The organism is Vibrio sp. 10N.222.49.A3 (genome assembly GCF_041475145.1).
In the GTDB taxonomy this organism is placed as follows: Bacteria; Pseudomonadota; Gammaproteobacteria; order Enterobacterales; family Vibrionaceae; genus Vibrio; species Vibrio tasmaniensis_A.
This window is the reverse complement of record NZ_JBFRVM010000075.1, coordinates 14,128-37,322: the sequence shown is the minus strand read 5'-3', so window position 1 is coordinate 37,322 and position 23,195 is coordinate 14,128. Positions and strand designations below refer to the sequence as shown.

Annotated in this window: 21 protein-coding genes; 3 read left to right on the top strand and 18 right to left on the bottom strand. The window is 44.3% G+C overall.

The window, feature by feature from the left end; translation table 11 throughout:
* Positions 1-89: 89 nt before the first annotated feature.
* The 8 genes from AB4589_RS14015 to AB4589_RS13980 form a co-directional block, all read right to left on the bottom strand.
* The gene (locus AB4589_RS14015) at positions 90-1,352 is read right to left on the bottom strand and encodes a NupC/NupG family nucleoside CNT transporter (RefSeq protein WP_009847523.1); all 1,263 of its coding nucleotides are present in this window, start codon (positions 1,350-1,352) and stop codon (positions 90-92) included.
* A gap of 204 nt (positions 1,353-1,556) precedes the next feature.
* On the bottom strand, positions 1,557-2,369 hold the full coding sequence (locus AB4589_RS14010) for a TatD family hydrolase (RefSeq protein ID WP_372100838.1): 813 nt from the start codon (positions 2,367-2,369) through the stop codon (positions 1,557-1,559).
* Entirely contained in the window at positions 2,350-2,505 is a 156-nt protein-coding gene (locus tag AB4589_RS14005) for a DUF5363 family protein (RefSeq protein ID WP_012604693.1), read from the bottom strand. Before AB4589_RS14005 ends, AB4589_RS14010 begins: the two co-directional genes overlap by 20 nt.
* A gap of 98 nt (positions 2,506-2,603) precedes the next feature.
* Positions 2,604-4,184 carry a peptide chain release factor 3 gene (gene prfC / locus AB4589_RS14000; RefSeq protein WP_012604694.1) on the bottom strand — a complete coding sequence of 527 codons (1,581 nt, stop codon included), beginning with the start codon at positions 4,182-4,184 and terminating at the stop codon, positions 2,604-2,606.
* Positions 4,185-4,356: 172 nt separating this feature from the next.
* Positions 4,357-4,812 (bottom strand): ribosomal protein S18-alanine N-acetyltransferase, encoded by a 456-nt coding sequence (gene rimI / locus AB4589_RS13995; RefSeq protein ID WP_029222735.1) that lies wholly within the window; start codon positions 4,810-4,812, stop codon positions 4,357-4,359.
* On the bottom strand, positions 4,805-5,203 hold the full coding sequence (locus AB4589_RS13990; RefSeq protein WP_009847529.1) for a DNA polymerase III subunit psi: 399 nt from the start codon (positions 5,201-5,203) through the stop codon (positions 4,805-4,807). The genes rimI and AB4589_RS13990 overlap by 8 nt, the downstream gene beginning before the upstream one ends.
* A gap of 155 nt (positions 5,204-5,358) precedes the next feature.
* Positions 5,359-5,862 (bottom strand): GNAT family N-acetyltransferase, encoded by a 504-nt coding sequence (locus AB4589_RS13985; RefSeq protein ID WP_009847530.1) that lies wholly within the window; start codon positions 5,860-5,862, stop codon positions 5,359-5,361.
* Positions 5,846-6,373 carry an SCP2 domain-containing protein gene (locus AB4589_RS13980; RefSeq protein ID WP_009847531.1) on the bottom strand — a complete coding sequence of 176 codons (528 nt, stop codon included), beginning with the start codon at positions 6,371-6,373 and terminating at the stop codon, positions 5,846-5,848. Before AB4589_RS13980 ends, AB4589_RS13985 begins: the two co-directional genes overlap by 17 nt.
* A 257-nt stretch (positions 6,374-6,630) precedes the next feature.
* On the opposite strand from AB4589_RS13980, the gene AB4589_RS13975 reads away from it, so the two are divergent.
* From AB4589_RS13975 to AB4589_RS13965, 3 genes are all read left to right on the top strand, one after another.
* Entirely contained in the window at positions 6,631-8,670 is a 2,040-nt protein-coding gene (locus AB4589_RS13975; protein ID WP_009847532.1) for a bifunctional diguanylate cyclase/phosphodiesterase, read from the top strand.
* A gap of 167 nt (positions 8,671-8,837) precedes the next feature.
* Positions 8,838-9,851 (top strand): peptidase U32 family protein, encoded by a 1,014-nt coding sequence (locus tag AB4589_RS13970; protein ID WP_009847533.1) that lies wholly within the window; start codon positions 8,838-8,840, stop codon positions 9,849-9,851.
* 18 nt (positions 9,852-9,869) lie between these two features.
* Positions 9,870-10,748 carry a U32 family peptidase gene (locus AB4589_RS13965; protein WP_372100836.1) on the top strand — a complete coding sequence of 293 codons (879 nt, stop codon included), beginning with the start codon at positions 9,870-9,872 and terminating at the stop codon, positions 10,746-10,748.
* Positions 10,749-10,832: 84 nt separating this feature from the next.
* Here AB4589_RS13965 and AB4589_RS13960 read toward each other — a convergent pair whose 3' ends face one another.
* From AB4589_RS13960 to rimP, 10 genes are all read right to left on the bottom strand, one after another.
* Positions 10,833-12,170: an MATE family efflux transporter gene (locus AB4589_RS13960; RefSeq protein ID WP_372100834.1), complete on the bottom strand. Its 1,338-nt coding sequence runs from the start codon at positions 12,168-12,170 to the stop codon at positions 10,833-10,835.
* Positions 12,171-12,259: 89 nt separating this feature from the next.
* A complete protein-coding gene (locus AB4589_RS13955) occupies positions 12,260-12,667 on the bottom strand; it encodes a MarR family winged helix-turn-helix transcriptional regulator (protein WP_009847536.1) in 408 nt (135 codons plus the stop codon).
* 175 nt (positions 12,668-12,842) lie between these two features.
* Positions 12,843-13,766: a lipoprotein NlpI gene (nlpI, locus tag AB4589_RS13950; RefSeq protein ID WP_372100832.1), complete on the bottom strand. Its 924-nt coding sequence runs from the start codon at positions 13,764-13,766 to the stop codon at positions 12,843-12,845.
* Positions 13,767-13,890: 124 nt separating this feature from the next.
* Complete coding sequence (gene pnp, locus AB4589_RS13945; RefSeq protein WP_009847538.1) at positions 13,891-16,011, bottom strand: polyribonucleotide nucleotidyltransferase; 2,121 nt, start codon at positions 16,009-16,011, stop codon at positions 13,891-13,893.
* Between the two features lie 360 nt (positions 16,012-16,371).
* Positions 16,372-16,641, bottom strand: coding sequence for a 30S ribosomal protein S15 (rpsO, locus tag AB4589_RS13940; protein WP_004734493.1), 270 nt, complete (start codon positions 16,639-16,641; stop codon positions 16,372-16,374).
* Between the two features lie 218 nt (positions 16,642-16,859).
* A complete protein-coding gene (gene truB, locus AB4589_RS13935) occupies positions 16,860-17,813 on the bottom strand; it encodes a tRNA pseudouridine(55) synthase TruB (RefSeq protein ID WP_012604702.1) in 954 nt (317 codons plus the stop codon).
* Complete coding sequence (rbfA, locus tag AB4589_RS13930; protein ID WP_009847540.1) at positions 17,813-18,226, bottom strand: 30S ribosome-binding factor RbfA; 414 nt, start codon at positions 18,224-18,226, stop codon at positions 17,813-17,815. Before rbfA ends, truB begins: the two co-directional genes overlap by 1 nt.
* Positions 18,227-18,361: 135 nt before the next feature.
* Positions 18,362-21,052, bottom strand: coding sequence for a translation initiation factor IF-2 (gene infB, locus AB4589_RS13925; RefSeq protein ID WP_009847541.1), 2,691 nt, complete (start codon positions 21,050-21,052; stop codon positions 18,362-18,364).
* Positions 21,053-21,074: 22 nt separating this feature from the next.
* On the bottom strand, positions 21,075-22,562 hold the full coding sequence (gene nusA, locus AB4589_RS13920; RefSeq protein WP_009847542.1) for a transcription termination factor NusA: 1,488 nt from the start codon (positions 22,560-22,562) through the stop codon (positions 21,075-21,077).
* 35 nt (positions 22,563-22,597) lie between these two features.
* Positions 22,598-23,053, bottom strand: a complete 456-nt coding sequence (rimP, locus tag AB4589_RS13915; RefSeq protein WP_004734501.1) for a ribosome maturation factor RimP — start codon at positions 23,051-23,053, stop codon at positions 22,598-22,600.
* Positions 23,054-23,195: the final 142 nt, after the last annotated feature.

Genomic DNA, 23,195 nt, shown 5'->3' with positions numbered 1-23,195 from the left:
TCACTAGGCCCAAAAACAAAAAAGCCCCGCAGCAATTTCTTGCTACGGGGCGATATTATTATGGCGTCTATATATCGATTTCTAACTGATTAGAAAGATAAGAAGAAGCCAGCAATTGTTGCTGCCATCAGGTTAGATAGAGTACCAGCTACAACCGCTTTAACACCCATACGTGCGATGTCGTGACGACGGTTTGGAGCAATACCACCTAGACCACCTAGAAGAATCGCAATTGAAGAAAGGTTTGCGAAACCACATAGAGCGAACGAGATAATTGCTTGAGTCTTAACAGACATTACTTGACCAGTCGCTTCAACGATTTGAGCGTTTTCACCGATGTATGGTACGAAGTTTAGGTATGCAACGAATTCGTTAACAACTGTCTTCTGACCAATGAAAGAACCAGCAATAGTTGCTTCTTCCCATGGAACACCAATGATGAATGCTAACGGTGCGAAGATCCAACCTAGAAGAAGTTCTAGAGTTAGGTTTTCCATACCGAACCAACCACCGATGCCACCTAGGATACCGTTGATAAGAGCGATTAGACCGATGAATGCTAGTAGCATTGCACCAACGTTAAGTGCTAGTTGTAGACCAACTGACGCACCGCCAGCAGCTGCATCGATAACGTTAGCAGGCTTGTCGTCGCCACCGTCGATGTCTGAACCTAGGTTCTCGTCAACTTCATCAGTTTCAGGCTTGATGATTTTAGCGAATAGTAGACCACCAGGTGCTGCCATGAATGACGCTGCTACTAGGTACTCTAGAGGTACACCCATAGATGCGTAACCCGCTAGTACACCACCAGCAACAGACGCTAAACCACCACACATTACTGCGAATAGTTCAGAGTTAGTCATTTTAGGAACAAATGGACGAACAACTAGAGGCGCTTCCGTTTGACCAACGAAGATGTTTGCAGCTGCAGACATAGACTCGGCGCGAGAAGTACCTAGAGCTTTCTGAAGACCACCACCAAGAACCTTGATTACAACTTGCATCGCACCAATGTAGTAAAGTACAGAGATAAGAGCAGAGAAGAAGATTAGTGTTGGTAGAACTTGGAATGCAAAGATGAATCCGATACCGTCAACTGAGAAGTTAACAAGGCTACCAAATAGGAAGCCAGTACCATCTTTACCGTAGTCGATCACGTTTGCTACACCGGCAGAGAAACCTGCAAGTAGATCACGCCCCCAAGGGATGTAAAGTACGAATGCACCAAGTGCGAATTGGATAGCGAAAGCGCCACCCACTGTTCTTAGATTAATTGCTTTGCGGTTGTCGGATAGTAGTACTGCGATTGCAATCAGTGCAACCATTCCGACGAGGCTCATAAACAGGCTCATAGTTTATGACTTCCTTATTAGTTATTTATTGGCGTGTTACAAAATGGGGCTATAAAGCGGAGGCAATTATACTCATGCGACCACTAATAAAGTAATGCCGTCCTCACACTTTCGTAGAAGATTCATGTACCATTCACACGTAAATGTGAGCCGAATCACAAGCCAAGTGCAATTTACGCAAACGATAAACAAAAACCTTCGATTTTATTCACATATACCGAATGCACGATGGCTATTTTGCCAAATTTGCGCTGCAACCGATTGCTTCGGTTCTTTTCTAAGCAAAAATAGTTCATTTAAGATCGTAACTAAATACTTGGAATGATTAACATTTCCTTGTTTTCCATGCATGGGCATATCCGGGGCATCCGTTTCTAACACCAGGCAGTCAAGAGGCAGTTTTGATATAGTGGTGCGTGTTTTTTGTGCTCTTGGGTAAGTAATCGTTCCACCGACACCAATATAGAAACCGAGCTTGATCCACGCCAAAGCCTGCTGTTCGCTCCCTGAAAATCCATGAATCACGCCACCCAAAGTAAATTTATACTGCTTTATTAACTCAATAAGTCGGTTAAAAGACTTCCTTTCATGGATGATTAAAGGTAGCTTAAACACCTTAGCTAGCTCTATTTGTTGGATGAAAAAACGCTCTTGTTTCTCCCGAGCAACATCGACAAAAAAGTCGAGTCCACACTCTCCTATCGCAACGCATTGTCTGTTTTTTGATGAGAGTAATCGGCGAAGCTCTGAGAATTGCTCGTCATTGGCTTGCTCTAAAAAATAAGGATGGAAACCTAAAGCGTAGTAAACATTAGGGTAAGATTGAGCGATTTCATCAAGCTTCCTCCAGTTACTTTGGCCAATAGAAGGGATGATTAACTTCTCGACTTGCGCCTGTTTCGCCTCTTTAACGTAACCTTCAATACCTTTATCAAGTGAAAAACCTTGCTCAAAGATGTCAAAGTCCGCATGGCAATGGGTGTCAAACAGCGGAAATTCACTTAATTCTGGTGTCATCTTCCCTACTCTCTGTTTGTTGTCCTTGAGGATCACGGCGATAAGCCACGCAGCTGCGCTTATTTTCAGGCGTTAAGCCAAGCTCTTCGCACCACTTATCGTATTTATTAATCCAAGCTTTTATCCAACTGAACATACTTACCTTAAGCCTCTAACCTCAAATGACACGAATAAAAAAACGCCTATTGCAGAACAATAGACGTTTTTGTTTAACTCGAATAGAGCGCAGAGTGATTAGTGCTCGCGCGTCGCTCGGAACTGAACTTCTGGGAAACGTTCAGAAGCTAGGTTCAAATTCACCATAGTCGGTGCGATGTAAGATAGGTTATCACCACCATCTAACGCTAGGTTAGCTTGGCTCTTACGTTTGAACTCTTCTAGTTTCTTAGCGTCATCACACTCAACCCAACGTGCAGTTGCAACGTTCACACCTTCGTAAATCGCTTCAACGTTGTATTCCGCTTTCAAGCGCGCTACAACCACATCAAACTGAAGTACACCAACTGCACCAACGATCAGATCGTTATTTTGCAAAGGACGGAATACTTGAACCGCGCCCTCTTCAGAAAGCTGAACCAAGCCTTTTAGAAGTTGCTTCTGCTTCAATGGATCGCGCAGACGAATACGACGGAATAGCTCAGGCGCAAAGTTAGGAATACCTGCGAACTTCAAGCTTTCGCCTTGAGTAAAGGTATCGCCAATCTGAATTGTGCCGTGGTTATGCAGACCAATTATGTCACCCGCGTATGCTTTTTCAGCACGAGCACGGTCACCCGCCATGAAGGTTACTGCATCAGAGATACTGACGTTCTTACCAGTACGAACATGGTTCATCTTCATACCTTGGTCGTAAGTACCCGATACGATACGCATGAATGCGATACGGTCACGGTGTTTTGGATCCATGTTTGCTTGGATCTTAAATACGAAACCAGAGAACTTCTCTTCAGTCGCTTCAACATCACGCTCATTTGCTTGACGTGTTTGAGGCGCAGGAGCCCATCGAGTTAGGCCATCAAGCATATGGTCAACACCGAAGTTACCCAATGCAGTACCGAAGTAAACTGGAGTCAACTCGCCAGCAAGGAATAGTTCGTGATCAAACTCAGGACATGCGCCAATAACCAATTCAAGCTCTTCACGAACGCTGCTCGCCAGATCTTCGCCAACAGCTTCGTCTAGTTCAGGGTTATCTAGACCTTTGATAATGCGAACTTCTTGGATCTCATGGCCGTGGCCAGATTCATACAAGATCGTTTCATCACGGTGAATGTGGTAAACGCCTTTAAACTCTTTACCACAACCGATAGGCCAAGAGATTGGAGCACAAGCCATACCTAGCTCGCTTTCCACTTCATCTAGCACTTCCATTGGGTCACGAACATCACGGTCAAGTTTGTTCATAAACGTTACGATTGGTGTATCACGTAGACGCGTTACTTCCATCAGTTTACGAGTACGATCCTCGACACCTTTCGCAGCATCGATAACCATCAAACAAGAGTCAACCGCGGTTAATGTACGGTACGTATCTTCCGAGAAATCTTCGTGTCCAGGAGTATCGAGTAGGTTGACTAGACAATCGTTGTATGGGAATTGCATTACAGACGTAGTTACCGAGATACCACGTTCTTTTTCCATCTCCATCCAGTCAGATTTAGCGTGCTGGTTAGAGCCACGGCCTTTTACGGTACCCGCTTTTTGAATCGCGTTTCCGAATAAAAGAACTTTTTCAGTAATCGTGGTTTTACCCGCATCCGGGTGAGAGATAATCGCAAACGTTCTACGTTTGCTCACTTCTTGTTGGAAAGACATAGTCGCCCTTTGCTGATCTAAAGCGTAAAAAGGGCAAGTAGATAATACTTGCCCTTGAATTCTGTGTGCGGATTATACAGAAAGCGTGTCACTTTCTAAAGGGTCAGTTTACACCCTATTTTGTGGCTCATTCCGGAGCTAGCGGTCTAGTTCGCGAAAAGACGTAACATGACTAGCTAAAAGACATAAAAAGATAGCTCATAATGATGGCGTCTTCGTTGCCTTGCTTGGTTGGATAATAGTTACGACGGCGGTCGACTTCATTAAAGCCAGCCTTCTCGTAAAGATTAAAAGCATTCACATTACTTTCGCGAACTTCCAGCCAAGCACTTTCCGCGTCAGCTTGTTCACACATATCGAGAAAGTGCTCAACCAAAGCCTTACCGTAACCTTTGCCTTGCTGCTTAGGGTCAACCGCTATCGTCAGCAAAGTAACCTCACCGACAATGTTCTGAGCATAGAAATAGCCGACAACCTTTCCATCGACTTCTAAAACACGGTGGCTGCCTCCACGACTATTAAGATCACGGATCATATTTTCAGACCAAGGATGAGAATGCGCGGTCTGCTCAATTTGCCAAATTGCGTCTAGGTGTTGTTCTGAAGTGGGTAAAAGTTGATTAGTCATAAGCACAAATTTGTTGCCATAAGTCGCGGCGATGTTGGTTATTACCGTTAATGTCAGACAGTAATGGAGATTGAAGTGTTTTTGCCTTCAGTTCATGGGCAGATTCGCAACCAGCAAACCATACCCATTCAACCGAACTTAAATCCACAGCAGACAAGTGTTGCGGTTGAAGGTGTAAAGCTTGAGATAAGTCGAGCTTGATACTTTTGAGTACTCGCTCAAACATCACGGCGAGATCATCCTGAGGTTTTTCTGGTGAAACCAACAGTAACTTGCAATCATTCGATAACAGAGTCAATTCAGATTCATAACCAGCCAAACGCTCTGGGTGACTTAACTCCCATTGGCTAATGCCCATCTCTTGTAGATATTGCGCGTGTGTTTGTGACATATCTAGCGGTCGTAACCTTTGGTTTGTTGGTATTAATATTCTTCGAGTGAACTTAAACGGTGCTCATTGGGGCTGATACTAACAAAAAATAAAGGAGCATCAAGCTCCTTTATTTAGACTAAATCAGTTTGTATCTTATTGAGTGGTAAATCAGCTTATAAGTCGTTGAACTCTGGGCTGTAAGCAATTTCACCAGAATGCCCAGCAAACGCCCCTTCTACCAACTCAATCGCTTGAAAAGCGCCTTCAGGCACATCCCAAACACAACTCAGGCCAAATTCGCTCGCCGCCTTGAAACCAAAACGACCGTAGTAAGCAGGATCACCGAGTACAACACAGGCTGGGTAACCAAAATCTACCAAAGTAGAAAATGCGTCTTCAACCAGTGATTTGGCAATGCCTTGATTGCGGAACTCTTCTTTCACGGCGAGAGGTGCGAGCCCCTGCCAGTTATGATCGTCACCATCAAGAGTAAGAGGGCTAAACATCAGGTGACCAACCACCTCCCCTTCATCAGAACAAGCCACCAGCGATAGCGTTAAATGGCTATTCTCACGCAAGCTCATAACCAAATTAGCTTCTGCATCCGTTTCAAAAACAGATTTCAATAAACGATCGATGACAAGTATATCTGCCGGTGCTTCAGTTCGAATAAGCATTCATTACCTCACTTTGTGTATCTGGGGATTGTACTCCCTTCTGCACAAAATCAGCTAATTGATTTAACAAAGTTTTCATAGGAGTCGGCAATAAGTCTAAATCGACGCTATCCATCAAATTTTTCACTTCCAAGCCTAGCTCGGTATCGCCCTCAATAGACAGTCGACGTTGGAAGAAAAGCGTATCTGGGTCTTCTTTTCGCCCAGCAATCAACACGAGATCATTTAGATTGCCACTAAAACTCACATCTTCATTGACCTCTTTATCAGCGACAACTAGTTGCTCATTTTTGTAGCTAATACACCAACTTAACCCCATATCTTTTATTGAAACTTTAAGCCACTTGTCTTCTAAGAACTCAAAATCACCATCCTCTAAAGCCTCCTTGAATACATTTTTCAATGCTTCTAATAAGGCTTTTTTTTGTACTGATTTTGGTAATAACTGGACTGGAGATCGCAAAATTGATGCGGCATTTTGAACTAGTTGAGTGCGTATCTTGTTTATCACGTGACTTATCCGTAACTTTGTCAATAATATAGAAAGCATCATAGATGATGTTGAGATCTCAGTTACTGTTATGTATCAAATTAATTCAGTTTGATGCTCGACCTTTAATATATTGATAATCACAGTTATAGTAACTCTGGTCATGAAAATCACAGCGAATCGCTGCACTCACAAGTAAACATCGATAGCTGAACAAAAAGCAATCAATGTTTATCGATAGTGAATATTCAAGCTCTTGGAGAATTGGTAGTACTTTGATGCCTCCCCAGCAACTACAACATTGGTTTACACAGCTTACTGCAAACAGCCCGTTCTTTTTTGCGGTACTTGATGCTCAACATAACTATTTTATGGTGAATGAGCGTTACTGTGATATTGCTGGTTTAAGTAAAACAGAGCTTGTAGGCATGAATGACCGCCAAACCTTGGGCGAGCAATTCTATCAACACCTAAAGCCTTATTATGAGCGTGCATTCAATGGCGAAACGATTGAGGCCGAAATCACCCTAAACGAAACGGCTTTAGACACTAGCCTTCATTTCAGCCTATCTCCGCTTACCAATGGTAAAAAGACTGAATACATCATCTTTCACGCCTTCGATACATCTGAAAACCAAGTACTTGTCCGTTCTTTAGAAGAGTCTGAAGCGAAATTCCACAAGCTATCTCACCTGCTCCCAGACGGATTGCTATTAGTTGAAAACGACTACATTCTGTCTTCGAACCCTGCAGCTGCGCGCTTACTTGGTTTTAACTCCACCACAGAATTGATTGGCGAAGAGTTAGGCCGATTATTTATCGATGAACAAACCAAAACAGTCTTTAATAATGACCTCAGCTCCATTATTTCTGAGTCTGGCTTGGTTTGTTTAACGGGTGCTCGATGTGGCTTTGAACGTAAAGTTCAGTTAAATATCGACTCGACGGTCATTCTTGGGAGCAGTACCCAACTCGTACTTATTCAAGACGCTCAAGAAACAACAAAACAATACACACCCGCTAACAGTGAAGATGCCTACATCGATACACTGACTAAGCTCTACAACCGACTTGGGTTTACCAAAAGCCTTGAGCAGTTCATTCACAACAAGACCCCTGTTGTGATGCTCTACTTAGACATCGATAACTTCAAAAATATCAATGACTCACTTGGCCACCACATCGGTGATAAAGTGATTAAAGAGGTCGCATCTCGCTTAAAACGACAACTGCCTCGTCAAGCTATTATTGGCCATTTAGGCGGTGATGAATTTGGTATTATTCTACCTGAGCCTGAACACCCACGAACACCTGAAATACTCTCTGAAAAGATCATATCTCTGATCAACCAACCCTTCGATCTCCACCATTTTAGTAAGCGTTTAGCCTGCTCGATTGGTAGTGTGAGCTTTCCTCACGATGGCAGTGACGCACGTATCTTGCTACAGAATGCTGACACCGCAATGTATGAAGCTAAGGATCGTGGACGCAACCGCCTGATCAAGTTCAACGAACAGATGAACAAAGAAGCGCGAATGCGACTGTGGCTTGAGATAGAACTGCAAAAAGCACTGCAACAGAACGGGCTTGAGGTTTGGTACCAACCAAAAGTAAATGCGCGTGACTTCACCATTAACGGAGCAGAAGCTCTGGTACGTTGGAAGCACCCTGTAGAAGGTTATATTAGCCCTGCCGCATTTATTCCAGTAGCGGAACGTGCTGGCCTTATTGAACAACTTGGTCGTGTGGTAATGCGCGAAGTATTTGCCACGGTGAAACGTTGGAAGATGCAAGGTATTTTACCTGGTCGCGTCGCGATCAACCTTTCACCAGAGCAGTTTGGTAATCCAAAATTGATTGATTTCATGGAGAAGTTGCTGCGTTCTACTGAGCTAGATCCTAGTGCGATTACCTTTGAGCTTACAGAAAGTGCCGTAATGAGTGATAGTGAGCACACGCTTCAAATGCTGAACGCGATTAAGAGACTTGGCTTTGCGTTATCCATTGATGACTTTGGTACGGGTTACTCTTCTCTATCTTACCTTGCTCGCTTTCCGATTGATGAGCTTAAAATTGACCGGGCTTTTATCTCAGATATCGATACCTTACCAAAGCAAATTACCGTAATTGAAAACATCATCAACCTTGGGAAATCTCTCGATTTAACCGTGGTTGCAGAGGGTGTCGAAACCAGTGAACAAGCAACCCTACTGTCAAACCTCAACTGTGGTTCAATTCAAGGTTTCCACTTCTATCGCCCTCAACCAAAACAAGAGGTTGAAGAACTGTTCGCCCAAAACCGTCGTCACAAGAATTAATTAAACACGCCCTCCAGCACCAAGCTAAAGCGTAAATTCGCCATTCGTCAGTACCTCAAATGGGGTAAAAGCAGATTTATCCATCTAAACCTGCCTTACATCAATTCCGTCATTCATAATTCTTCATAAAATACTCGCTTCAATTTTATTCTATTGGTAGTGAGCAAATGGAACTCTTATGCCCAGCGGGTAACTTACCTGCTTTGAAAACCGCTATTGATTGCGGTGCGGATGCTGTCTATATCGGATTCAAAGACGATACGAATGCCCGACACTTCGCAGGCCTTAATTTTGCGGGTAAAAAGCTCGATCGTGCTGTGCAGTATGTACATGACCGCAACAAGAAAATTCACGTTGCCTTAAATACTTTTGCTCACCCAAACGGCTTCGAACGCTGGACTAATGCTGTAGATAACGCCGCCGCACTAGGCGTTGATGCGCTTATCATCGCTGACATCGCGGTGCTCGAGTACGCTGCAAATAAATATCCAGAACTAGAGCTGCACTTATCAGTACAAGCATCTGCGACCAATGCAGCCGCTATCGACTTCTATCATAAAAATTTCAACGTTAAGCGTGTGGTATTGCCACGCGTATTGTCGATCCATCAGGTCAAACAGCTTTCTCGTAACATCACTTCTGACGTTGACCTCGAAGTATTCGCTTTTGGTAGCTTATGTATCATGGCAGAAGGCCGTTGCTACCTATCTTCATACATGACGGGTGAATCGCCAAATACGGTTGGGGCATGCTCTCCAGCAAAATACGTTCGCTGGCAAGAAACGGATGGCGGACTTGAATCTCGCTTGAACGAAATCCTTATCGACAAGTATGAAGCAGGTGAGAACGCAGGTTACCCAACGCTATGTAAAGGCCGATTTGAAGCAGAAGTAGATGGTGAGCGAAAGCGTTATCACGCACTTGAAGAGCCAACTAGCCTTAACACACTATCTATGTTGCCTGAGCTTTTCGCCGCGAATGTTGCTTCTGTGAAGATTGAAGGTCGCCAACGTAGCCCTGCTTATGTCGAGCAAGTCACTCGCACTTGGCGCGCAGCCATCGATCGCTACTTAGCGAACCCTGAACAATACCAAGTGGAACAAGCTTGGAATGCGACACTGGCGAATGTATCTGAAGGTACACAAACCACGCTTGGCGCTTATCACCGTAAATGGCAATAGAGCCAAATGGAGAACTCAATGAAATACGCATTAGGCCCTCTGCTTTATTTTTGGCCAAAACAAGACGTCGAAAGCTTCTATGAGCAAGCAAAATCAAGCTCTGCCGACATCATCTACCTCGGTGAAGCGGTGTGCTCAAAGCGCCGAGAGATGAAAGCAAAACACTGGATGGACATAGCAAAAGATCTGTCTGATTCAGGTAAGCAAGTGGTACTTTCAACCATGGCATTGCTAGAAGCCCCAAGCGAAGTCAACATCATGAAGAAGTACATTGATAACGGTGACTTCGCCATTGAAGCCAATGATGTATCTGCGATTCAACTGGCAAGTGAAAGTAAGGTGCCTTTTGTTGTTGGCCCTGCGGTGAACACCTACAATGCACGCACTCTGAACCTGTTCTTGAAACAAGGTATGACGCGTTGGTGTATGCCCGTTGAGCTTTCTCGTGAATGGCTTAGCAACGTAATGACACAGTGCGAAGAGCTTAATATTCGTAATAAGTTCGAAGTAGAAGTGTTTAGTCATGGCTACTTACCTCTTGCTTACTCTGCACGTTGCTTTACAGCCCGAGCAGAGAACAAAGCCAAAGACGATTGCGAAACCTGCTGCATCAAATACCCAACAGGTCTACAGGTCGAAAGCCAAGAAGGCCAATCGGTATTTAACCTTAATGGTATCCAGACGCAATCAGGTTACTGCTACAACCTAGTCAATGATCTACCGAGCATGCATGACTTGGTCGATGTCGTTCGCCTGAGTCCATTGGGTATCGACACTTTCTCTGAAATCAATAACTTCAGAGCCAATGAGCAAGGTCAAAAACCAATGAAGATTGAAAGCCGCCAGTGCAATGGCTACTGGCATCAGCTTGCGGGTTTAGACGTTAAAAACATCTAGTTTCTAGAGTTAAACCCATCAGCCACAGAGACAAAAAGGTCTAGCATTCGCTAGACCTTTTTAATTCTACTTAAGAAATACGACCTATGCCGCCGCTGTATTCGTCGGTGAGACATCGAGCTTCTTTACATCTTTGTAGAGCATCACCATCACCACCACGCTTAGCGCAATATTAGACAGTGGGTACGCAACCCAGATCCCCGGCACACCGTACAACTTAGGCATAATGTACAAGAAAGGTAACTGGATAAGCATATTACCTAGCATGACAAACATCGCTTTACTGCCTTTGTTGACCGCCTGATAGTAAGCACCCGCTACCACTAAGAAACCATCAAGCGCCAGTGCAAACATGTGTAATCGAATACCCAACACGGTGTACTCGACTAGCTGAGGTTCATCTGAGTTAAAGACTGACACAAACTCACGTGGGAACGCGTTCAGAAGCAGCACGAACGCCACACCAATCAATACCGAACTCATCATCGCAATCTTAAGTAGCTTACGGATATTCGCTTGGTTACGCGCACCATGGTTATAACTCACCAATGGTTGCATGCCGTTGGCGATGCCTTCAGCTGTGAGATAATAAACCGTCACTATGTAGCCCAAAATCGCGTAAGCACCAATCATCAACTGGTCGCCATATTGAGAGAACAACGCATTGTGCAGCGCAACCATCATCGAACCATACGCATACATAAAGAAGCTTGATGTACCGATAGCGAAGATTTCAGGAATTACCGATAACTTCAGTCTCAGTTCATTCCAACGCAAGCGCAGGTTTGCTCGACGTGAGAAGAAGTAAGCCAGACCCAGACCGGTTACTACAAACTGAGCAATCGCGGTTGCCAGTGCTGCACCTTTCAACTCCCAACCAAACTGAGCAATAAACAGATAATCCAGAGCTATATTGATCACCGCACCGACAATCATCAGTATGGTGGCTAAGTTAGGGCTGTCATCGTTACGCAGTAAAAACGGCATCGCGATCGAACCTAGCGTGAAGACACTCGCGCCAATCAGAATGTGTAAGTATTGCAGGCCAAGTTCATACACTCTCCCTTCTGCGCCCTGCCAAAGCAAGAAGTTATCAGCAAACAAAAACAGCAATGCAGAAACAATAGGTGTTATCGCCAACAACAAGGTTAAACCTGTTGCTAAGATCTCCTTAGCGCCTTGAGTATCTTTTTCACCTTGGCGAATCGAGACAAGCGCACCTGTACCTACACCCACCAACATACCAATACCGAGAATCGAACCAATCACAGGCCACGCAACATTGATACCAGCAAGTCCATCAGCCCCCACATAGCGGCCAATGAAGATGCCATCCACCACTTGGTAAAGGCCATTAACCAACATGGCAGCCACAGTCGGGATTGTGTATCGCCAAAACTGACGACTAATTGAGTTACTCATTTCTTACTCTACTTTCATCTGTGAGTCGCATATCAACAAGATATGACTCGAAAAATTAGTTAACAAGGCTAACTAAATATCTAAATTATTTACTTCAAAGCTTTATTTAATAACAGGTTTAGCTGCTGAGACTCTTGCTCAGACAAACGACTTTCCAATATCTGAGCCATGACCTGATAGATCTTACTCTCTTCTTCTAAGCCGACTTCAGCTTTGCTGGTCAATACGACCAACTTAGACCTCGCATCTTCGAGCGAAGCTTTACGCTCAACAAGCCCCTTTCTCTCTAGTCTCTGAACCATAGTGGTTGCTGAAGGCTTGGTCACCTGCATCTCAATCGCAAGATCAGTCAATCGAATCGGTTCAGGAGAAGATTGAATGACCTTCAAATAGTCATACTCATTGAAGCTCAATTGGCAAATAGGATCTTCATTTACCTGAGTTCGCCATATCTTAGAGGCGAAGCGCTCAATCTTTTCTAAATTCTGGTTCAGCATACTCACCTAATCAAGAATGGCATTTAGTTAGCAAGACTAACTATTTTAGTGTTGTTTAAATAAAAAGCAATCAAAAGCGAGCCCCCCCTTTTTTTGTTTATAAAAACGGAGCATAAAAAAGGAACATAAAAAAACCGCTGACAGGCAGCGGTTCTTCGGAATCAAAATATATCGTTTACTTTGTGTCGGCTTTTTCTTCGGCCTCAGCCAACTTAACTTTTGCTAAGTGCTCGGCTTTAAGAGTAGTAAATATACGGCTTAGCTCTAAGAATGAGTAACGGTGCTCTACATATTCATACACATTGAAAGACACTGACAACTTGTACAGAGAGATCGCATTCGCGTAGTCCCCATTCATATGGTAGCGCTTAGCAAGGTAGAAATATGTCTCAGTTAGACGCTGCGCAAGTAGCGTGTTGTCACGAGTACCGGTCAATATCGCCTTAAAAGCCTGCTCTTCAGTAATGTCATCAAGCATAATCGCGACTAATACCCAACCCCACTGCTCATCACGGCTCTCGTAACGTTTTTGCAAATCAAGCTTGGCTTGCTCTGGTGTGAGTTCGTGCTGAATGATAAACAACCAAAGCGCACGGAATGGATCACTTGGATCATCGGTATAATGCTTCGTCATCTCTTCATTGGCTAAATCATAACGTTCGCCGTAGTAAAGTGCGATAGAGCGATTTCTTTCTGCGTAAGAGTTTGCAGGATCAAGCTCTAACGTAGAATCAAAAGATTCATAAGCGGCATCAAACTCCCCTACTTGCGTAAAGTAAACACCCAAAAGGTTGAAGATATCAGGTTGAGCGGGGTTCAATGAAAGAGATTGGTTGAAGTCGAGACGTGCTAGATCACGCAGGCCAACACTATCGTAGTAGTTACCACGTTCAAACAGCATCTTAGATCGAACTTCATCATTCAAGTCCGGGCGCTGTAATAATTGACTAAGACGTGCAATTTGAACCTCTTGCTGAACGCTTGGTTGCAGCGGCACAGCCATTGGTGGATAAACCCAACGTGAGGTGTTATCTGATGTTGTCGCACAACCTGTCAGTACAAGCAGTAAACACATACTCGCGGTTTGAAACCATTTCACAAATAATTACTCCTGTTATGACCGCAATAAAAAAGGGGAGCGATATGCTCCCCTTTATAACATGCTTTTTTACCAATGGGTTAGAAATCACTAAAAAGCGATAGTCCCATTAATAGGCTAAGAATTACTCAGCAGCAGGTGCTTCGCCTTCAGCAGGCGTTTCAACTGCTTCTTTCATGCTTAGACGTACACGGCCTTGACGGTCAATTTCAAGAACCTTAACTGGTACTTCTTGACCTTCAGTTAGGTAGTCAGACACTTTCTCAACGCGCTTATCAGCGATTTGAGAGATGTGTACTAGACCATCTTTACCTGGAAGGATAGTAACGAATGCACCGAAGTCAGCTAGACGAGCAACTTTACCTTGGTAAATGCGGCCAACTTCAACTTCAGCAGTGATCTCTTCGATACGACGGATAGCTTCTTTAGCAGCTGCGCCTTCAGTAGCAGCAATCTTGATTGTGCCATCGTCTTCGATTTCGATTGTAGTACCCGTTTCTTCACAAAGAGCACGGATAACTGCGCCGCCTTTACCGATAACATCTTTGATCTTATCAGAGCTGATTTTCATTGTGTGGATACGTGGAGCGAATTCAGAGATATCTTCACGAGCACCAGAGATAGCTTCATCCATTACAGAAAGGATGTGCTTACGTGCACCTTGCGCTTGGTTAAGAGCAATTTGCATGATCTCTTTAGTGATACCTTCGATCTTGATGTCCATTTGAAGTGCAGTGATACCAGCGTTAGTACCTGCTACTTTAAAGTCCATATCACCTAGGTGATCTTCGTCGCCAAGGATGTCAGAAAGAACAACGAAATCGTCGCCTTCTTTAACAAGACCCATTGCGATACCCGCAACAGAAGCTTTGATTGGAACACCAGCATCCATAAGTGCTAGAGATGTACCACATACAGAAGCCATTGAAGAAGAACCGTTAGATTCTGTGATTTCCGATACAACACGAACTGTGTATGGGAATTCGTCAACAGAAGGCATTACTGCTTGGATACCACGTTTAGCAAGCTTACCGTGACCAATTTCACGACGCTTAGGAGAACCAACGAAACCAGTCTCACCTACACAGTATGGAGGGAAGTTGTAGTGTAGAAGGAAGTTGTCTTTCTTCTCACCCATTAGGCTGTCGATGATTTGTGCATCACGTTGTGTACCAAGCGTTGCAGTAACAAGTGCTTGAGTTTCACCACGAGTGAATAGAGAAGAACCGTGTGTACGTGGAAGAACACCAGTACGTACGTCTAGCGCACGAACCATGTCTTTTTCACGGCCATCGATACGTGGGTTGCCAGCAATAATGCGGCTACGTACTACGTTTTTCTCTAGAGAACCAAGCATGCCGCGGATTTCGCGCTCATCTAGGTTTTCGTCTTGTGCAATTAGAGCTTCAACAGTGTCGTTCTTGATTGCGCCAACTTGCTCGTAACGAGCCATTTTCTCAGTGATCTGGTACGCGTCAGATAGACGTGTTTCAGCTTGCTCAGCAACTTTAGCTTTAAGCTCAGTGTTAACTGCTGGCGCTTCCCAGTTCCAAGATGGAGTTGCAACTTCAGCAGCAAACTCGTTGATTGCTTTGATTACAACTTGTTGTTGGTCGTGACCGTAAACAACAGCTGAAAGCATTTCTTCTTCAGATAGGTTATCTGCTTCAGATTCAACCATAAGTACTGCGCCTTCTGTACCAGACACAACTAGGTCTAGTTTAGAGTTTTCAAGCTCAGTATTTGATGGGTTAAGAACAAGTTCGCCGTCGATGTGACCAACACGTGCAGCACCGATAGGACCATTGAATGGAGCTCCAGAGATAGCAAGTGCAGCAGACGTTGCGATCATAGTGATCATGTCTGGATTTACGTCAGGGTTGATAGAAACAACCGTAGCGATAACTTGAACTTCGTTTTTAAACGCACTTGGGAAAAGTGGACGAATTGGACGGTCAATTAGACGAGCTGTTAGTGTTTCGCCTTCAGATGGACGACCTTCGCGCTTGAAGAAACCACCAGGGATTTTACCCGCAGCGTATGTACGCTCTTGGTAGTTAACTGTTAGAGGGAAGAAATCTTGACCCGCAACAGCTTCTTTTTTAGCAACAACAGAAACGAATACTGATGTATCGTCCATAGTCGCCATTACAGCAGCAGTAGCTTGACGTGCCATTACGCCCGTTTCTAGAGTAACGGTGTGGTTACCGTACTGGAATGACTTTACAACTGGTTTTTCAAACATTGTATATCCTTCATCTGAAAATCTCTTTTCAGAATAAGTGAATGAATGCTCAGCAATAACTAATCGCGACTAGTAAAAAAAGACGAGAAGTTCAATCAGACTAAACATCTGCTTTTAATAGTCGCGACCTATTGGCCGACATCTGTGACTGTTATTGTTGAGCTAATTAGGGTGCGAAATAATCAAACAATTATTCGCGTGCGAGAGTATAAACTATTTTCTTGGCAAGAGACATTTTCACGATTAAAAATCAGGTTAACCGCACAGAGAACCTTCATTTTTAACATTAAAAATATAACAGGCACAAAAAAAGGAGCATAAATGCTCCTTTTCTTCAAACTGTCTTTGCAGACATCGCTATTAGCGACGTAGGCCTAGACGCTTGATTAGGTCTTGGTAACGAGTAAGGTTTTTGCCTTTCAAGTAATCAAGAAGCTTACGACGGCTAGAAACCATACGTAATAGACCACGACGGCTGTGGTGATCGTGTTTGTGCGCTTTGAAGTGACCTTGTAGGTGGTTGATAGAAGCAGTAAGTAGTGCTACTTGTACTTCTGGTGAACCTGTGTCGCCTTCAGATTGTGCGTATTCTGCAACGATTGCTGCTTTAGTTTCTGCATTCAGAGACATAAATCTCTCCTGATAAGAGTAAGTTTATATTTGTAGCAGCCAATCTCTGATTCAGCCGCTACGCGAGCCGAGGATTATAGGGAAGTTTACGAGTTGGTGCAATAACAATCGAACTGATGAAAAACGAAAAAAGCGAACCATTAAAATTAAGGGCTCGCTTTCTATATTATTGATTCGCTTTTCCTGGCTAAGCGCCAATACCTAACTAGGTTTCAGCGTTATGCTTGTGGCTCTTCATCTCTAAAAACAACCAAACGCTTCGGTGCAACTCGGCCATCTTCAGCAATCTGAGCAACACCAACAAACAGTTTCTCTTCACCACTTGTCATGCGAACCGTACCTTCAGTTGGCGCACCAGAAACCTGAACGGGCATACCGTGCTGAACTAGGTCAGTCAGTTCCGCGTTTAAGTTAACTTCTGGTAAGTCTTCAACGGCTGTGTCCATTGGCATTAATAGTGGGTCAAGCAGCTCTTTGGGTGCAATTTCTTGCGCCTGCGCTTGCTCTAGGATCTCGTTCAACTGCTCCAAAGTCACCATACGATCGTACGGATACTTAGCAACACCAGTACGACGAAGCATGGTCACGTGGGCACCACAACCTAGCATTTCACCAAGATCGTCGGTAATTGTGCGGATGTAAGTGCCTTTTGAACAATGCACTTCCATCTCAACTTCATCACCTTCAAAGCGAAGTAGTTCAATAGAGTAAACAGTGATCTTACGAGATTCGCGAGGCACCTCGATACCTGCACGTGCGTATTCATACAAAGGCTTACCTTGATACTTCAATGCTGAGAACATTGATGGAATCTGGTCGGTTTCCCCTTTGAAGCTTGCAATGCAGCGTTCAAGTTGCTCTTGAGTCACGTTAACATCTCGTGTCTCTACCACTTCACCATCAGAGTCAGAGGTATTGGTACGCTCACCAAGCTTAGCGATTACTACGTAGCGCTTGTCAGAATCCAATAGAAACTGAGAAAACTTCGTTGCTTCACCAAGACAAATTGGCAGCATGCCAGTCGCAAGAGGATCAAGAGCACCGGTGTGCCCTGCCTTCTCTGCAAAGTAAATACGTTTTACTTTTTGCAGTGCATCATTAGACGAAATGCCCGTTGGCTTATCTAACAGAATTACCCCGTTGATAGGGCGACCTTTACGACGGCGAGCCATTACTCTTCGCCCTTAGACTGAGTTTCGTCAGTACGGCCAGACTCTTCTTGCTTACGCTTATCGTCGTTTAAAACTTCACTTACTAAGTTAGACATACGCATGCCTTCTACTAGTGTGTTGTCGTAAGTAAAACGCACTTCAGGCGTTAGACGGTGACGAATACGCTTACCAAGAGCCATACGAACTGGCACTTCATGCTCTTTAAGAGCAGCAAGACATGATTCAGGTGTTTGCTCACCGATACATAGGAAAGTAACGAACACTTTTGCGTAAGCAAGGTCACGAGACACTTCTACGTCTGAGATAGTTACCATACCGATACGTGAGTCACGAACTTCACGTTGTAGGATAAGCGCAAGCTCTTTTTGAAGCTGCTGAGACACACGTTGTGTGCGGCTAAATTCTTTTGACATTTTCTTTTCTCACTTAGAAAGATGGGGGGCTTGGTAATTACCAGCCCCCCATGGTGTATTCAACAACCGATTACCTTATTACCTTTATTAGTAATGTTAGTAACCTTAGTCAATATGTCGAGTCGTACAGACTGATTAGTCTAGAGTACGTTTAACCTCAACGATTTCGAATACTTCGATCTGGTCCCCAACGCGAACGTCGTTGTAGTTCTTAACGCCAACACCACACTCGTAACCATTCTTAACTTCTTGAACGTCATCTTTAAAGCGACGAAGTGACTCTAGTTCACCTTCGTAGATAACAACGTTTTCACGAAGTACACGGATTGGGTTGCTACGCTTAATCGTACCTTCAGTAACGATACAACCAGCGATTGCACCAAGTTTAGGCGACTTAAATACGTCACGAACTTGTGCAAGACCAATGATTTCTTGACGGAATTCAGGAGCAAGCATACCGCCCATTGCCTGTTTAACTTCGTCAATCAGTTGGTAGATGATTGAGTAGTAACGTAGATCTAGGTTTTCGTTCTGAACTGTATTACGCGCAGTTGCGTCAGCACGAACGTTGAAACCAAGGATGATAGCGTTAGAAGCTGCAGCAAGCGTTGCGTCAGTTTCAGTAATACCACCAACACCAGAACCTACGATGTTCACTTTAACTTCGTCAGTTGACAGTTTCAGTAGAGAGTCAGCAATCGCTTCTACAGAACCTTGAACGTCAGCTTTAAGTACAACGTTAAGTTCAGCAACTTCGCCTGCCGTCATGTTCGCGAACATGTTCTCTAGTTTCGCTTTTTGTTGGCGAGCTAGTTTAACATCACGGAATTTACCTTGACGGTAGTTTGCAACTTCACGCGCTTTACGCTCATCACGTACAACAGTCGCTTCATCACCTGAAGCAGGAACGCCAGAAAGACCTAGAATTTCTACAGGGATAGATGGACCTGCAGTTTCGATGTCTTTACCGTTTTCATCACGCATTGCACGAACACGGCCGTACTCTTGACCACAAAGAACGATATCGCCTTTGTTTAGAGTACCAGACTGAACTAGTACTGTTGCAACTGGACCACGACCTTTATCAAGGCGAGATTCAACAACAACACCAGATGCCATGCCTTCTTTAACCGCTGTAAGTTCAAGAACTTCAGACTGAAGAAGGATAGACTCTAGAAGACCATCAATGTTTGTACCCTGTTTTGCAGAGATGTGAACGAAGATGTTCTCACCGCCCCATTCTTCAGGAATAACGTCGTATTGAGCTAGCTCATTCTTAACGTTGTCTGGGTTTGCACCCTCTTTGTCGATCTTGTTCACAGCAACAATCAGAGGAACGCCTGCCGCTTTCGCGTGCTGGATTGCTTCGATTGTTTGTGGCATTACGCCATCGTCTGCAGCAACAACAAGTACAACGATATCTGTCGCTTGAGCACCACGAGCACGCATAGCAGTAAAGGCCGCGTGTCCAGGAGTATCAAGGAACGTGATCATGCCGTTGTCAGTATCTACGTGGTAAGCACCAATGTGCTGCGTGATACCGCCAGCTTCGCCAGAAGCAACGTGTGCTTTACGAATGTAGTCAAGTGTTGAAGTTTTACCGTGGTCAACGTGACCCATGATAGTAACAACAGGAGCACGACCTTCAGCGATAGCATCGCTATCACGGTCAGCTAGTACTGCTTCTTCAAGTTCGTTTTCTTTACGTAGGATTACCTTGTGACCCATTTCTTCAGCAACAAGTTGTGCTGTTTCTTGGTCGATCACTTGGTTGATAGTCGCCATAGCGCCCATCTTCATCATTACTTTGATAACTTCAGTTGCTTTAACTGACATTTTGCTAGCCAGTTCAGAAACAACGATAGTTTCGCCGATAGCAACGTCAGATTTTGCAACAGTCGCTGACTTATCGAAGCCTTGCTGCATTGAAGTTGGTTTAGCAAGCTTACCTTTACCGCCACGACCACGTTGGTTACGACCACCACGGTTATTGCCAGGTTGAGTTGCTGGAGCTGGTTTCTTCTTGCGACGACGAGGTGCTTTCTCATCTTTTTTGTCTGCCGCATCTTCAGCTTCACGAGCGTAAGTAGAAGTCGTCACATGGTAATCCGCAGATTTCTCTTGCTCTTTCTTCTTCTTCTCTTCTTCAGACCAACGTTCTTGGTTCTCTTCTGCTAACTTACGAGCTTCTTCAACAAGCTTAGCTGCTTCAGCTTCGGCTTTACGAGTTGCTTCTTGCTCTTGACGAGCTTTAAGTTCATCCGCTTCTTTTTTCGCTTGTGCGTTAGCGTCTGCATTTTTTGAATTCATGTCTTTTTTAGCCTTTTCAGCTTGTGCGCGTTGAGCCTTCTCTTCAGCTTCACGTTTTGCATCCGCTTCACGTGTTACTTTTGCTTCGGCTTCGCGCTGTGCTTTCTCTGCAGCATCACGTTTCGCTTGCTCTTCAGCATCGCGTTGTGCTTTCTCTTCCGCTTCACGATTAGCTACTTCCTCAGCTTCACGTTTCGCTTCATCTTCAATAGTGCTGCGCTTCACGTAAGTACGCTTTTTACGTACCTCAACTTGAACATCCTTACTCTTACCGCCTCCAGCGGCAACACTTAGCGTGCTGCGGGTCTTGCGTTGAAGAGTTAAACGAGTCGGTTCTGTTTCACCAGAAGTATCGCCGTGCTCCTTTTTAAGGTGCGTTAGCAATGTTTGCTTCTCTGAATCAGTCACTTGGTCCGACCCTGCTTTCTTCATGCCTGCATCAGCAAGTTGTTCAATTAAGCGGTCAACTGGCGTACCAATCTCTTCACTCAGTGCTTTAACTGTTAATTGTGTCATACCGCTCTCTCTCCTTGCTGAATTATTCTTCGTCGCCGAACCAACAGATGTTACGCGCAGCCATAATTAGCTCGCCTGCACGCTCTGCAGTTAGGTCTTCGATGCCTTCTAGTTCATCAACGCCTTGGTCAGCTAGGTCTTCCAAGGTCGCAACGCCTTTTGCTGCTAGCTTGTAAGCCATTTCACGCTCAAGACCTTCAAGTGCAAGTAGGTCTTCAGCTGGCTCAACACCATCGAAAGTTTCTTCTTTCGCTAGCGCTAGAGTTGTCAGTGCGTCTTTCGCGCGGTTACGCAATTCTTCAACGATACCTTCATCTAGACCATCTACTTCAAGAAGCTCGTTCACAGGAACGTAGGCTACTTCTTCAAGCGTAGAGAAGCCTTCTTCAACAAGCATTTGAGCAAAGTCTTCTTCGATATCTAGGTGCTTCATGAAGTTTTCAATAGAAGCAACTGCTTCTTCTTGGTGCTTCTTCTCTAGATCAGCAACAGTCATTACGTTCAGTTCCCAACCAGTAAGTTGAGACGCTAGACGTACATTTTGACCGCTACGACCGATAGCTTGCGCTAGGTTGTCAGCTTCAACCGCGATGTCCATTGAGTGCGTATCTTCATCAACGATGATAGAAGCAACATCAGCAGGAGCCATTGCATTGATAACGAATTGCGCCGGGTTATCATCCCAAAGCACGATATCGATACGCTCACCGCCAAGGTCGTTAGATACAGCTTGTACACGTGCGCCACGCATACCAACACACGCACCAACAGGGTCAATACGTTTGTCGTTTGTTTTAACGGCGATTTTAGCACGAGAACCAGCGTCACGTGCAGCACCTTTAAGTTCAATTAGCTCTTCACCAATCTCAGGTACTTCAACACGGAATAGTTCAGCTAGCATTTCTGGCTTAGAACGAGTAACAAAAAGCTGGAAACCACGAGCTTCTGGCTTAACTGCGTATAGAAGACCACGAACACGGTCACCTGGACGGAAGTTTTCACGAGGAAGTTGGTCATCACGAAGGATTACCGCTTCAGCATTGTTACCTAGATCTAGAATCACTGTGTCACGGTTAACTTTCTTAACTGCGCCAGTGACTAGCTCGCCTTCGTTATCAATAAACTGTTCAACGATTTGAGCGCGTTCAGCTTCACGTACTTTCTGTACGATAACTTGCTTAGCTGTTTGAGTCGTAATACGGTCAAACGTTACTGATTCGATATCATCTTCGATGAAACCGCCAAGTTCGATCTCTGGATCATCGTACTTTGCAGCTTCAATAGAGATTTCTTTTGTTGGGAATTCAACTTCCTCAACAGCTTCCCAACGGCGGAAAGTTTCGAAATTACCCGTTTTACGGTCAATCTCAACACGAACTTCGATTTCTAGTTCGCTTTTCTTTTTTGTTGCCGTTGCAAGCGCGATTTCAAGCGCTTCAAAAATACGCTCACGAGGAACTGCTTTCTCATTAGAAACAGCTTCTACTACCGCCAAAATTTCTTTGTTCATTAATCTAGCCTCTTAAGCTCTTCTCTCTAGGAGAACTAAAATTTAGGGATCAGGTTAGCTTTCGCAATATTGCTCAGGACGAATTCTTCTTCTTGTCCTTCAACCAATACTTTCACTGTCTCGCCTTCGATAGATTGGATATCACCTTTCCATTTACGACGGTTGCCGACAGCCATTTTCAAAACGATGCTTACCTCGTGACCAATAAATTGTTGGTAATGCTCAGCTTTGAACAGTGGTCTCTCTAAACCTGGTGAAGACACTTCAAGGTTATAAGCCACTGAAATTGGATCTTCAACGTCCATTACGGCACTTACTTGGTGACTAACTTCAGAGCAATCATCTACATTGATACCATTTGGTGAATCGATGTAAATGCGTAGCGTTGAGTGCTCACCAGCACGAATAAATTCTAATCCAACTAACTCATAACCTGATGCTGCTACTGGAGCGTCAAGCATTTCAGTAAGTTGTCTTTCTAAACCAGTCATTTAACCACTCCAGAAACAAAAAAAGGGCTCAAAGCCCAATTTAAATTCCAAGCAAACATTATCATCTAAATGCATTTGTAAATGCTTAGATAACAAAAAACCCCGTATAAGCCGGGGTTTTTGTTGCTGGACCCTTATATGT